The sequence below is a fragment of the Phocaeicola sp. GP0067 genome, from assembly GCF_031119655.1.
Classification (GTDB): domain Bacteria; phylum Bacteroidota; class Bacteroidia; order Bacteroidales; family Bacteroidaceae; genus Phocaeicola; species Phocaeicola vulgatus.
Genome location: NZ_JAVHZY010000008.1, coordinates 45,262 through 59,387, shown reverse-complemented (window position 1 = coordinate 59,387; position 14,126 = coordinate 45,262). Strand labels below are relative to the sequence as shown.

The following is a 14,126-nucleotide window of genomic DNA, read 5'->3' as shown; positions in this document are numbered from 1 at the left end:
ACCAATTTACTGCTTACTTAACACGCACCCGTTTTATCTTTCCATGCACCCACAACAAGGCACAGACCAATTTGTATGCCATCTGATGAAGGCCCGCAGTTTTATTCAGTTCGGGAATCAGTTCCAATAAAGGAGATTCCACCTTTTCCAGTCTTATATAATCCTTCATCATTCTATCCGGAAACAGTTCCTTATACACCCGCTTTCTTTCCATATCTCTTGTTCCGGCATCCGTTTCACTGACCCCTCCGGGTACAAACCTACAAACGATGGAACGAATATTGCGGAACGTCGCATTGTTGAATATCAAGGTCTGAATATAAAATTTCCAATCGGATACAATCTTATAACTCTCGTCATACCTGTTTTCATCAAAAAGTTCTTTACGGAAGAATGAAGCCTGATGCAATACAGTTCCCCGAATCAAATCCATCAGCGTTATATCCTCCTTATGAAATCCCCACACCTCTGTGCCATGCACTATTTTTCCAACAACAATATCGCTGTCCAATGAAGGTGCCACCTCCTGCAACACACCATTGTTATAAAATTCATCACCGGAATTCATAAAGTTCAAATACTCTCCATGCGCCTGTAAAACTCCTTTATTCATGGCATGATAAATACCCTTGTCCGGCTCCGATACCCAATAGTCCACTTTACCGGCATACTCTTTTATCACTTCAATACTTCCATCCGTAGACCCTCCGTCAATAATAATATACTCAAAATCCCTAAAAGACTGGCCGACCACACTTCCTATGGTTTTCCTCAACCCTTCTTTATTATTATAATTAATGGTTATAATCGAAAATTTTCTTTGTGACATAATTTTCCGCTTTTTACAATCTAAAGTTTCCATTCGTCATCCAGACTGAGCGATTTTTCGAATCCGACATACAAAGGCACAATCCGGCTGACATTCGAAGTATAAGTACCGATAAAAAATGAAGAATGGATCAGAATATCCATATCCAACAGCATATTCAACGTATCTATATATCTACTTTTTTTATCCTTTGTATTAAACAAAGACTCGTCAAATCCTGTTTGTGTCACAGCTGTGTTCCAGTAAACATTAAATCCTTCGGCAACCAGTGCGGATTTCAACTTATCCGTCACAGAACCATCATCCGTAGCTATAAACACATTACGGCTGATATGCTTCTTCCCTTTAACAGCATCAATATAAAGAGACAAACCAAGTTCCTTCATCTCACGGGAAACTATCTTATCTCCCCGCCTTATATGTACCGCTATGTAATCTACCGGCAAATTCATCTCGCTTTTCCTTTTTTCTATATAGCCGGTTGTCTTTTCATTAAATTTTAATATTTTCCGCAAGGCAGAGCCATAATCATTTCTGATATCTTCCAGTTTCTCCAGAAAATCCTCCGATCTCATTTTTAGAAAGACCTCATTCCCTAGTTCCGTTTCCGGATGAAATAACAGATATATCCTATTCATTATATAGAAAATATAATACCGGAAAAAAGCGGACGGATTATAATAGATATTTCCCCACCAAGGTTTCCCCTTTTTATAAACAATATATTGCGAACACATCACCCCGTTACAGTCTGGCAAGACCGATTCGAAATAATCACTCCAGCCTTTCTCTACCCTTGCATTCCAGTTCCTTGTATTGACAGTCAGCTCTTCCTGATTATAGTCCGCATAGACCAATGCCAAAGCAAGGTTAGACAACTCTGAGAACAACCCTCTTCCAGTCAAACTATATACGATTCTTTTTTTCTTCATCTCCATAGTAGAACATAATGATCAAACTTTTATATCCTCCAATCCGATAAAGCCGTTGGAAGTTTGTGTCAGTGCATGCCCGAATCCACTTTGAAACCCCTCACATTCCAGCAAACAGCAACGAACTGCTTTCAAATAATATTCCACCATAGGATGATGTATAAACAAATCTGCCTGCAGGACACCTTTACTCAGCACAGGCGGAAGCCCTATACGCCTCTCGATGCAAAAATCCCCTTTAGGTAAATGACTGATACTCCCGTAATAATGTCCCGGAGCATAAGTAGCATAAGGCACTTCCGTCCTGCTCTTCAAAACCAGCATTACATCATACATTATATCCTCTTCAGAATATCCCTGTATTTTCACAGTCAGAAAATTCTGACCTCCATGAATAGTGGAAGAGGCACATTCCGTTCCGTTTATCTCAATGCAATCTATATGAAGCGTATTTTTCGTCCAACCCACATAATCTATAATTTTACTTTTCCGGACCGTCCCTTTCTCTTTCAAGTAATAATCGATGGCAGAATGAACCGTCCCCTGATAAACCGCGGTACCATTTTCCAAGCATATTCCTTTTGTACACAAACTTCTTACCGCTGCCATGTTATGACTGACAAACAAGACTGTCCTTCCCTCTCCTTTCGACACATCCTGCATCTTGCCAATAGCCTTCTTTTGGAATTCCGCATCGCCCACTGCCAACACCTCGTCCACCACCAGAATTTCCGGCTCCAGATGGGCGGCGATAGCAAATCCCAACCGCACGGTCATACCCGAAGAATAACGTTTCACTGGAGTATCGATATATTTCTCCACACCGGCGAAAGCCACAATCTCATCCAACTTGCGGGTAATCTCCGCCTTGGTCATCCCCATGATGGAACCATTCATATAAATATTCTCCCGTCCTGTCATTTCGGGATGAAAGCCTGTACCCACTTCCAGCAAAGAGGCAATACGCCCCCGTGCACGGATACAACCGGCAGTAGGAGAAGTCACCCGCGAAAGGATTTTCAACAAAGTGGACTTTCCCGCACCGTTCTTACCTATAATACCCAGCACTTCACCTTCCTCCACATGGAAATTAATATCTTTCAACGCCCATACAAAATCTCCCGTCGCTTTCTTGGAACGGTCATTCTCTTCCCCGATTCTGAGATACGGATCCTCCTTTCCACGGATCCGCGCCCACCAACGATTCAAATCACGGCTCAGCGTGCCGGTTCCGATGCTTCCCAATGCATATTGCTTGCTGATATTCTGAAACTCTATCGCTATTTTTCCCATTCTGTCCCTTCTTTTAAATCACATCCATGAAACTACGTTGCACTCTATTAAAAGTCACCATCCCCCAAAGCATTATCACCACTGTAAACACCAACGTGTAGCCTAAGTGGAACCAACTGAAAGTCCCCACCCCCAAGAATCCGAATTTAAATGTTTCGATAAGGGAAGTCAGCGGGTTCGCCACAATGATCCACATATACTGCTCATGACTCTGCCTCATCACGGACAAAGGGTAAATAACCGGAGTGGCATACATCCACAACTGTACCCCGAAAGTAATCAAGAAACGCAAGTCACGGTACTTGGTCGTCAAGGAGGATATCAATAATCCGAACCCCAAACCAAGTCCTGCCAACATGAGCAGCAGCAAGGGAGCCAACCAAGCATATCCGTTGACCATCAACGAATATCCGTTGCACAAATAGTAAATATAAATTAAAACGAACAATCCGAACTGAATGCCCATCTTTATCATGCAAGATATAACGATGGACAAGGGTACCACCAGACGAGGGAAATATACTTTTCCAAATACATTCTGATTGGCGTTGAACGTATCCGAACAGCGGCTTAAACACTCCGAGAAATAATTCCAGCAAAGTAAGCCCGCCATATAAAACAGCGGTTGGGGAAGTCCGTCGGTAGGAATACCGGCAATACCGCCAAAAACAAACATGAACATGACGGTAGTAAGCAGTGGCTGGATAACAAACCATAACGGTCCTAAAACAGTCTGTTTATAAAAAGTGACGATATCCCGTCTGATATACATTACCAGCAAATCCCTATACAGCCATACCTCTTCCAGATCCAACCGGAACAAACCGGACCGAGGCTTGATCACAATATCCCATTTTTCCTGTTCATCTTGTACCATACACTACTTTTTTTAGTAAATTATTCCAACTGTCACATACCTTCTCTATATGAAATGTATCAGCATACTCCACCGCCTTATTTCCCATCCATTCCCAATCCGTCCGATCAGCCATATACGACATACAACCGACCAGCTGAGCTATATTCCCTGTTTCAAAAAGAACGGCCATATCTTTGTCTTTCAACAACTCGCGCGTTATCGGTAAATCAGATGCAATAACAGGTAACCCGTGCGCCATAGCCTCTATCATCACCAGGCCGAATCCCTCCCAACGGGAACTCAGCACATACATACTGGAATGTGCATAATACTCCTGCACCTCTTTCGTGAAAGGATGCAGCGCGATGCTCTTTTCCAATTCATATTCATTGATCAATGAACGGTAAAGCGCTTCCTCAGGACCCTCCCCCACAATTTCCAGTGTCCAGTCCGGATGAGTTTTCACAAAAACAGAAAAAGCTTTTATTAAAATATCAAATCCTTTATGTCCGAATGAAAAACGACCGACCGCCAAAATCCTTCTATATTCCTTCTTTCCCCGACCTTTAGGCAGTACAGTCAGAGGATTGTATATCACCTCGCAGCACAGGTTCATTTTCCGAAAGAAACAACCGGCATCTGCATGACTTAAAACCACCCTCTCGTCCAATTTCCCCATCTGGACTTGAAAAAAGCAATCCAATCCAGGCAAATAGGGAGTTTCTTTCTCAAAGAATGCTTCATAAGAATTATGCAGCCACCCAACAGTCTTTGTCCGGATCCGGCTCTTTACTGCAGAGAGGTGCAGAGCCATAAAAGCATGTACCCCGATGACTACATCACATTGCCGGGCATTTATTTTCCTTGCCAATGTCCGTTTATAAGAAGAAGGGAAAAAACTGGCAGCATACCATTCTGAAGTCAGCCGGGTATGAGGCAACCCATGTTTATATAAAAAACTATAGCCTTTACATAACAAACGCTCGATGAAAGAGGAGGCGGAATAAGAGAAAGAATCAAACCGCACGGTACTTTCGGCATATCCGTACATCGACAAGTCCGTACAAGTATCCGTGGTCAGTATCGTGACTTCATGTTTTCCGGACAAAGCCTTGGCTATTTCAGCCAACACACGCTGTACTCCGCCGAAACTGAAGACAGTATCACAATAAAATAATATTCTCATGGAATTTAGATTACACTCTTTCTTCGCAAAGATACAATAAAGAAATGAAAATAAATGCGGAATGAAGAAAGAATATCATATAATACAAAGCAGGTATCTGCGGCACGTACATACGTATAGAGCGGCACGTACATATGTGAAATCCTGCTCCCCCAAAAACAACAGGTCAAATAAAAAAAAGACCTTGTTCTTTTTTAAAAAGATGGCGAGCTTTTTTAAAAACCTCCTGATCTTTTTACTGCCACCGGAAATTTGCCATATTCCATAGAGGTCCCCCCCCTTCAGACACACTTTTTGCAAAGAAAAAGCCTGAGAACATCCTACTTCATATTAAATCGGAACAACTTATAAAAAAGGATATATTACTGATAACAAATAGATTATATGAAATTCTGCTCCAAAAAACAGTGAGGGCATGAGAGCATAAGTGAGAGTTACATTTTTTACCATCACTATACAAATAGTTCATAAACAACCAGTTGTGCACACAATGAGGGCATGAGGGCATTATCACCCCGAATTTCCAGTGAAAGATTCTCATACTCATCGAGATATTATCAAGATAATGCATGATGCTGAATATAAATCAATATCTTTGCAAAAAGAAGAAGAATGACAAAGAACACAAGTTACCATTACAGCATCATTATTCCGCACAAGAATACCCCCCGTCTTCTGGAACGCTGTCTGTGCTCAATTCCCACTTGGGATGAAATTCAAATCATTATCATTGATGACAACAGCAATTCCGAATCTGTCGATTTTTCTCATTTTCCGGGAAACGGCAGAAAAAATACGGAAATCCTGTTCACTAAAGAGGGAAAAGGGGCAGGATACGCACGGAACATAGGACTCTCCCACGCCCGTGGCAAATGGATTATCTTTGCAGATGCAGACGATTTCTTTACAGCCGATTGTTTTACTATCTTAAACGAATACATGGACAGCCCCCATGAAGTCATCTATTTCAATGTACGTTTTGTCATGTCCGACAATCCGTCCCAAGAAAGCCGACGCGGAACTTACTATACCAACTTCTTCAATGATGTAAACCCGGAAAACAAACTGCGATACCAATCTCAAGTTCCTTGGGGCAAAATGATAAGGCGCAGCTTCCTGTCAACATTCCACATTCAATTCGATGAAACAAGAATAGCCAACGATGTGTATTTTTCATGCCTTGTCGGTATATATGCCCCCAAAGCAACCACAGACAGAAGAATCATTTATTATTGTACCGAATCCGGCCAGTCCCTTGCTATGTCCAAACAAGACCGCGAGAGTTTAATCATACGGTTTAACGCAAGCATGAAATGCAACAGACTGTTGCGACAAGAAAAAATCCACTATTACCTGTCACCACTTCCGTGGTGTATCCCTTCGGCAAAAACAAAAGAATGGCTCCCCGCCAAATACTTTTTTGAATACCTGTTTTTCTTCCGCCTGCAAGCATTCAAAGAATTATATTATGCTTTTTCCGCTATCCTGTCACATATGAATGAGCCGGCCACAAAAGAAACCGACAACCAATGTAACAAGAAGACTACCAACCTAAGGGAATAATATTCATTACACAAGAAGATTCAACGGTACAACCTTCCCCATATCTTATAATACAATTTGATCAGATTAGCGTATTTATACAATATGTGATGTCTGTAAATCCCCCAATTCAAAAGCAGAGAAAAAGGATAGAACAAATTCAATTCGTACAAAACCTCCATAGGCCGGAACTCTCTGCAATGCTTCCTTATCAGATTTCTTTTAAACTTATCTATCGCATCATTACTTTCCCTTGTAACCCCTATTACAGCAGCATTATACACCACCGGCATCAACTTGTTCAAAATGAAACAGATATTTTCAGCATACAATTCCTGTTCCATGTGCTCATTAAAAACAGTCAAGATAAAAATAAAATCCTTTGCCGGCTTGTCAAAGTCCGTTTTCGCCTTATTCATGGTTGAGAAAGGATTTGAACGCCTGTAGAAATAAGTAAAAGAATTGACGGAAGCAAACGTTTCCACCTTTTTATACAGAAAATAGCACCACAAAAAGTCCTCAAACAAAATGCCCGTCCTGAAATAAATGGCATTCTCTGTCAGCACCTCCTTTCTGATCAATCTGTTGACCGGAGTGGATGTTATTTTCGAATCCAGAAACAGCTTGTTGATACGTATCCGTCCTTCCGTATATCTTTGCAAATCACTGTTTTTGTTTTCCATCCCTTCTGAATAAGAATCCCCCTGCACCAAGTCAATCCCCGGATATCTTTTCGTTTCCTCCCATAATTTCTCCAGACAATTCTCATAAAGCATATCATCCGAATCTATAAAAAAAAGATAACCACCCCGGGATAGTTCTATTCCCTTGTTCCTTGCCGCAGAGACTCCTTCATTCCTCTCATTTCTCACGATCCTAAAACTGATGTTCCCTTTATATCCGGCCAGCTTTTCCTCTATCAGGCGCATACTGTTATCCGGAGAGCAATCATCAATGATGATACACTCAAAACAATCAAAAGTTTGGTTGATTATGGAATCAAGACATTCTGATACGTATTTTTCCACCTTGTAAACCGGCATCACCACCGTTATCTCTTTCATCATTATCTGCTAATCATTATAAAATGCAATATTCGCAAAAACAAATGATACTCACAACATTCCAAAGACTTTAATTACTAAATAGCCCCATCTTCATCCATTGAAACCCACTTTTTACTCCGAATACAGCCGACATTCCATAAAAAAACGGATATGGACAGGAATTTCAACAACTTCTTATTGGATATATAAAAAGAATACACTATTTTTACGGAAAAACAAACCAGGGGAATGAAAATAGTATATGTATACGACTCCATAGCCCGTATAGGAGGCATGGAACGGATTTTAACGGATAAGATGAATTACTTGGCCGAAATTTATGGGCACGAGGTCTATCTTATCACTTCTTCCCAAGGCAATCATCCTTTTTCTTTCCCGTTATCCCACAAAGTGGAACATATCGATCTGGATACAAAGTTTCATTTGCAATACCAGCATCCGCTTCTGGAACAATTGAGAGTGGGATGGACTTTGAACCATAAATTCGAACAAAAATTTAAAAAAGAGATTAGGCTCATCAATCCCGATATCATATCAGGAAATACCAGTTTCAAAGCGGATTTGATCTGTAAATTAGACTGCAAGGCAAAGAAAATCATTGAATCGCATTGCGCCAAAATATACACCCGGATACCTGCAAACCGCAAAAAGAGTTTTTTTAAAGATATAAAAGACAGATACGTCAGTTACCAATGTTTCCGTGATGTAAAACGATACAGCGATGTCATAGTCACACTGACACAAGGAGATGCCGCCATGTGGGGACAACATCCGAATATACATATCATTCCGAACACCACCTCTATTGATATACAAACAATCAGCTCCTGTGAGGCTCCCCGTGTAATAGCGGCAGGCAGACTGACCTGGCAAAAAGGATTCGACAGACTGATTAACGCATGGAATATCGTGCAGAAACGCCACCCCGACTGGATACTGGATATATTTGGTGAAGGATTTTATAAGGATAGCTTAACCCGGCAGATTAAAGACAGAAAGCTGGAACACTCCATCACAATTCATCCTTTTACACAAAACATAACGCAAGAATACCTGAACAGTTCCATTCTGGCCCTAAGCTCCAATTACGAAGGTTTTGGACTGGTCTTGATCGAAGCCATGAGTCTGGGTGTTCCTTGTGTTTCTTTCGACTGTCCTTTCGGTCCATCGGAAATCATCAGAAACCAGGAAGACGGACTCCTCGTCAAAAACGGAGATATACAAGGATTTGCCAACGCTCTTTGCCACTTGATAGAACATGAAGCAGAAAGAAAAGCTTTTGGCAAAAGAGCTAAACAAAATATAACACGCTACTCACTCCGAAACATCATGCCGCAATGGGAAATGTTGTTTCATAAACTGACTGAAAAATGACCATCGTTTATCTATACACAGCACTATGCACCGTGGGAGGCGCAGACCGGAGCATCATCCAAAAAGCGAACTATCTGGCTGACGAAATGCATCAGGATGTATTTATTATCACAGATTCACAAAAAGAACGCCCGCCCGTTTTCCCGATATCTCCCAGAATCAGGCACATTGACATAGGAATTGATTTTGACAGACAATATCATCACAACCTGTTAGTAAGAGGATATTATTATTTTACCCTGATGCACCTGTACAGAAAGAAGCTGGAGTATTGGCTGAAAACCTTGAAACCGGATATTGTCATCAGCACATTGGGCCGAGAATTGGATTTTCTGACACAACTGGATGATGGAAGCGTAAAAATAGGAGAATCCCATATAGCCAAACCATACACTCGTAACCTGCATCTGATGGAACAACGGGGATTCCCATACAAGCAAATCGCACGGCATTGGAGAAAGAAACAGGAGGAGGCTGTAAAAAAACTGGATGCGCTGGTTGTTCTGACACAACATGATGCGGATAATTGGAAAGAAGTGAAGAAGGCTTGTGTCATACCGAACTTCTTACCTTTCTCACCCGAAAAAGGGAGTTCCTGCCTGGAGAAAAGAATCATCAGCATAGGAAGATACAGCGAACAGAAGGGGTATGACCGCCTGATTGAAGCCTGGATCAAAGTCAATCGGAAGCATCCCGACTGGCATATCCGCATTTACGGAGAAGGACAGGATAGGAACAGCCTGCAAGAGCTTATTGAAAAGCATCATATAGAAAACAGTTTTTCACTATGCCCTCCGACAAAAAGCATTCAAGAAAAATATCTGGAAAGTTCCATATACGTCATGAGTTCACGATTTGAAGGATTACCGATGGCACTTCTGGAAGCGATGGCATGTGGTGTTCCCTGCATTTCATTCGACTGCCCGTACGGACCTGCCGAGATTATCACTCCGGAAGAAGACGGAATACTGGTGAAGAACGGAAACACGGACGAACTGGCTGACGCGATATGCCGGCTGATAGAGGATACGGACAAACGCATACGGATGGGAAAGCAGGCCCAAAAGAATATCCAACGTTATTCACGCGAAGAAGTGATGAAACTGTGGGATGAACTATTCAACACCTTAACAACTGCCCGACCATGAATATCATCTACCTCCTTTTCCACGGACTATCCCCTTACAGCGGCATCAGTAAAAAGATCTTGCATCAGGTTAAAGGCTTTGAAGCATGTGGACACCGGGTAAGTTTATGCACATACAGCATAGCGGACAACGGCCACCGGGTAAGGATGATAAACAATGAAATAATAGAAGACTACGGAACAGGCAAACCGGCTGCGGCGAAAAGAAGAGTTTCCTACCAATGCATATACCGCTATGCTGTAACACATCAAGTGGAATTAATCTATGTACGCTCTTTCCATAATGCAAATCCGTTCACCATCCGGCTGTTCAGCAAACTGAGGAAAGCCGGAATTAAAATAGCGATGGAAATACCTACCTATCCTTACGACAGCGAATACGCCGGTTTCCCACTGGTCACACGCCTGGGGATACAAGTGGATAAAGTATTCCGAAAGACATTGGCAAAACACGTGAACGCCATCGTCACTTTCTCAGACTATCACTGTATATTCGGCCAACGTACCATTCAGATATCCAATGGAGTTGACTTTGATTCCATTCCGCTGAAAAAGACGGTTGCTAAAAATACCTCCGTCATTCATCTACTAGGAGTGGCCGAAGTACATTATTGGCACGGTTACGACCGCCTGATAGAGGGTTTGGGCAAATATTACCAAGACCCGGCAAACACAACCGTATTTTTCCACATCGCCGGAGGTATATGGAAATCCGAAATGCATGACTCACAACACGCTCCCGGATTTTATGAACTTATCAACAAATATCATATAGAAAAATATGTCATCTTCCACGGACAAAAAATGAACGAGGAACTAGACGAATTATTCAACGAAGCAGACTTTGCCATCGGCAGTCTGGCACGCCACCGCAGCGGCATCGACAAAATCAAAACATTAAAAAACAGAGAATATGCAGCACGGGGAATACCTTTTGCATATTCAGAAACAGATGAAGACTTTGACAAGATGCCTTATATACTGAAAGTTCCGGCCGACGAAAGTCCCATAGATATCCACCGGCTTATCCGGTTCTATATGGAACTGGATCTGTCTCCTCGTAAAATAAGGGATTCCATTAAAAACCTGTCATGGAAAGAACAGATGATGAAAGTAATAAACAACCTGTAATACTCCCGCCTATGATCCGAATCGCCTATTGTACCCCCTCTCTCCATATCCCCGGAGGAGTGGAAAGGGTACTGACCACCAAAGCCAATTATCTGGCGGAGAATGGTAATTATGACATATATATTTTGCTGACTGACGGAAAAGGCAAGCCTCCCTGCTATACTTTATCGCCTAAAGTAAAAATCATCCAACTGGATATAGATTTTGAAGAATTATGGGAACTCCCTCTTTGGAAAAAAGTGCCGGTTTATTTGAAAAAACAAAGAATATACCGACGCAAGCTCTCTGCCGCCTTGTCTCACCTCAAACCGGACATCACAGTTTCTTTGCTACGACGGGAAATAAACTTTATCACTTCCCTCAAAGATGGAAGCAAAAAGATAGGGGAGCTACACGTAAACCGGAAAAACTATCGTAACTTTGAAAAGAACGAAAGCAACTTCATCAAGGAACTTTTTGCCAAATTATGGATGAAAAGTCTGGTGAGGCATTTAAAAAAGCTGGACAAGTTCGTTGTACTGAGTGAGGAAGACAGAGCAAACTGGCCCGAACTGCAAAATGTAAAAGTTATCAGCAACCCTCTACCCTTTCAATCCGGAACATTCAGCGACTTGAACAATAAACGGATAACCGCAGCCGGAAGATATACTTATCAAAAAGGATTCGATTTGTTACTGGAAGCATGGAGCAAAGTCTGTAACCGGCATCCGGACTGGGAATTACATATATATGGCAAAGGAGACAAGACTACATATCAAGTACTGGCCGGAAAATGGAAATTAAAGAACCTTTTTCTTGAAAATGCAACCCCGGATATGCTCTGTAAATACCATGAAAGTTCTATCTTTGTATCAAGTTCCAGATTTGAGGGATTCGGAATGGTCATAGCGGAAGCAATGGCGTGCGGAGTACCTGCCGTGTCATTCGCCTGTCCGTGCGGACCTAAAGACATCATCCGGGACGGGGAAGACGGACTATTGGTCGAAAATGGAAAAACAGAAGAACTGGCCGAAAAAATAAATTATCTGATTGAGAACGAACAAATAAGAAAAGAAATGGGGAAAAAAGCCCGCATCAATGTACAACGTTTTGCTGAAGATGTAATAATGCAACAGTGGATTCAGCTATTCAACAACTTATTAAACGGAACAAAACAATGAAAACAGATTCCCCCTACGACAGAGGAGACATCCATATAAATAAAAATGACAAAGTGCTGGAGATAGGTCCGGGCCATAATCCGACATATCGCTCCAACGTGATAGTCGAAAAATTTATTGACACCAATTACCACCGCTGCGGTGACGTGAAAATATACCCGCATCAGACCTTTGTACATGCCGATGGAGAAAAACTGCCATTCAAAGACAAGGAGTTTGACTACGTAATATGCAATCAGGTATTGGAACACGTGGAACATCCCGAAGCTTTTGTCAAGGAATTATGCAGGGTAGCCCGACGGGGATACATAGAAACTCCCAGTCTGCTGGGCGAATACTTGTTTCCCAAAAAATCACATAAATGGGTTATATTGGATATAGACAACAAACTGGTCTTCTATGAAAAGAACAAGATGCCGGGAAACTATGAAAACGACTATGGAGAATTATTCCTGAATTATCTGCCTTTCCAATCCCTCCCCTACAAACTGCTGTGGCTGACGGAAGGAGATATAACCTTGAACCGTTATGAGTGGAAAGATGAAGTGGAGATACTAGTCAATCCCGAAGATGAATACTACTCCTCTTTCTTCCTCAACAAATGGAACCGGGAAATGGTGGAGAAACTATATCCCCGCCGTTCCGCCCTGACGGAAATGAAGAAGATGATTCAAGCCCTGTTCTATATCCTCAAAAACAAATTCAAATCACGATTCAGTAATCACCGGAATCCGGTCACACTGTCCGAATATATAAAAACGCATGAAGTGGTACGCTGACTATTTATCCATCTATGACAAGCCTTTCACCCAAGCCCCACAAGCGGTTATCAACCAAGTGAAAGACAAGATCCGGCAGCTTGCAACTCATGCTCCGCTGGTTTCGGTGGTCGCCATCGCCCATAATGAAGAAAAGAGGATATTGAGCTGCCTGTGGTCTTTATGTGAAAACCAACATAACTATCCTGTAGAAATACTAGTCATCAATAATCATTCTACCGACCACACCGAAGAGGTACTAAAAGAATTAGGAGTCACCTACTTCAATGAATACCAGAAAGGTCCCGGTTTTGCCCGGCAATGCGGACTGAACCATGCCCGGGGGAAGTATCATCTCTGCATAGACGCCGATACACTTTATCCGCCCCAGTACATCAGTACCATGATAAAGGTCTTACAGGACAAAGAAGTGGCAGGTGCATACGCCCTGTGGAGTTTTCTTCCTAATGAACATCATTTAGGACTTTTCTTCTATGAGACACTACGTGATCTCTATTTGAAAATACAAAATCTGAACAGACCGGAGCTCAATGTACGTGGAATGGCTTTTGCCTTCCACACGGAGACAGCCCGGAAAGAAGGATTCCGGACAGACATACTCCGCGGAGAAGACGGCTCCCTGGCACTGGCATTGAAAAAATACGGAAAATTAAGATTCGTCACCGCCCGCAAAGCCCGTGTCCTTACCGGCTATGGCACTATTTCGGCCGACGGATCCCTGTTCAGCAGTTTCAAAAAACGAGCCATAAAAGGTTTAAGAAGCTTCACGGCTCTTTTCTATAGCAAAAACAATTACGAGGACGAAGATTCTAACTTGATAAAGTAAC

Annotated in this window: 13 protein-coding genes; 7 read left to right on the top strand and 6 right to left on the bottom strand. The window is 42.1% G+C overall.

The genetic code is table 11. From position 1 onward, the window contains the following. Positions 1-13: 13 nt before the first annotated feature. From RE317_RS08555 to RE317_RS08535, 5 genes are read right to left on the bottom strand one after another with little or no spacing between them, the layout of a single operon-like run. The gene (locus RE317_RS08555) at positions 14-829 is read right to left on the bottom strand and encodes a glycosyltransferase family 2 protein (protein ID WP_117889569.1); all 816 of its coding nucleotides are present in this window, start codon (positions 827-829) and stop codon (positions 14-16) included. Between the two features lie 20 nt (positions 830-849). Next, a complete protein-coding gene (locus RE317_RS08550) occupies positions 850-1,767 on the bottom strand; it encodes an O-fucosyltransferase family protein (protein ID WP_117873624.1) in 918 nt (305 codons plus the stop codon). Positions 1,768-1,782: 15 nt separating this feature from the next. After that, positions 1,783-3,054: an ABC transporter ATP-binding protein gene (locus RE317_RS08545; protein WP_117873622.1), complete on the bottom strand. Its 1,272-nt coding sequence runs from the start codon at positions 3,052-3,054 to the stop codon at positions 1,783-1,785. Positions 3,055-3,067: 13 nt separating this feature from the next. After that, on the bottom strand, positions 3,068-3,931 hold the full coding sequence (locus tag RE317_RS08540; protein WP_005843132.1) for an ABC transporter permease: 864 nt from the start codon (positions 3,929-3,931) through the stop codon (positions 3,068-3,070). After that, complete coding sequence (locus RE317_RS08535; protein ID WP_117889557.1) at positions 3,918-5,099, bottom strand: glycosyltransferase; 1,182 nt, start codon at positions 5,097-5,099, stop codon at positions 3,918-3,920. Before RE317_RS08535 ends, RE317_RS08540 begins: the two co-directional genes overlap by 14 nt. Before the next feature lie 612 nt (positions 5,100-5,711). On the opposite strand from RE317_RS08535, the gene RE317_RS08530 reads away from it, so the two are divergent. After that, entirely contained in the window at positions 5,712-6,662 is a 951-nt protein-coding gene (locus tag RE317_RS08530) for a glycosyltransferase (protein WP_074783267.1), read from the top strand. 20 nt (positions 6,663-6,682) lie between these two features. Here the strand turns inward: RE317_RS08530 and RE317_RS08525 are convergent, their stop codons facing one another. Then, complete coding sequence (locus RE317_RS08525) at positions 6,683-7,708, bottom strand: glycosyltransferase family 2 protein (RefSeq protein ID WP_012055968.1); 1,026 nt, start codon at positions 7,706-7,708, stop codon at positions 6,683-6,685. A gap of 228 nt (positions 7,709-7,936) precedes the next feature. Here RE317_RS08525 and RE317_RS08520 point away from each other — a divergent pair, with 228 nt between their 5' ends. Genes RE317_RS08520 through RE317_RS08495 form a run of 6 tightly spaced genes read left to right on the top strand, consistent with a single transcriptional unit; the run spans position 7,937 to position 14,125 of the window. Continuing rightward, positions 7,937-9,082: a glycosyltransferase family 4 protein gene (locus tag RE317_RS08520; RefSeq protein WP_016270664.1), complete on the top strand. Its 1,146-nt coding sequence runs from the start codon at positions 7,937-7,939 to the stop codon at positions 9,080-9,082. Continuing rightward, positions 9,079-10,230 carry a glycosyltransferase family 4 protein gene (locus tag RE317_RS08515; protein WP_005843126.1) on the top strand — a complete coding sequence of 384 codons (1,152 nt, stop codon included), beginning with the start codon at positions 9,079-9,081 and terminating at the stop codon, positions 10,228-10,230. Before RE317_RS08520 ends, RE317_RS08515 begins: the two co-directional genes overlap by 4 nt. Continuing rightward, positions 10,227-11,360 (top strand): glycosyltransferase family 1 protein, encoded by a 1,134-nt coding sequence (locus RE317_RS08510; protein WP_117873285.1) that lies wholly within the window; start codon positions 10,227-10,229, stop codon positions 11,358-11,360. Before RE317_RS08515 ends, RE317_RS08510 begins: the two co-directional genes overlap by 4 nt. Positions 11,361-11,371: 11 nt before the next feature. Continuing rightward, positions 11,372-12,520, top strand: coding sequence for a glycosyltransferase family 4 protein (locus RE317_RS08505; RefSeq protein WP_008782216.1), 1,149 nt, complete (start codon positions 11,372-11,374; stop codon positions 12,518-12,520). Next, complete coding sequence (locus tag RE317_RS08500; RefSeq protein WP_005843123.1) at positions 12,517-13,299, top strand: class I SAM-dependent methyltransferase; 783 nt, start codon at positions 12,517-12,519, stop codon at positions 13,297-13,299. The genes RE317_RS08505 and RE317_RS08500 overlap by 4 nt, the downstream gene beginning before the upstream one ends. Beyond that, positions 13,283-14,125, top strand: coding sequence for a glycosyltransferase family 2 protein (locus RE317_RS08495; protein WP_008671367.1), 843 nt, complete (start codon positions 13,283-13,285; stop codon positions 14,123-14,125). Before RE317_RS08500 ends, RE317_RS08495 begins: the two co-directional genes overlap by 17 nt. Position 14,126: the final 1 nt, after the last annotated feature.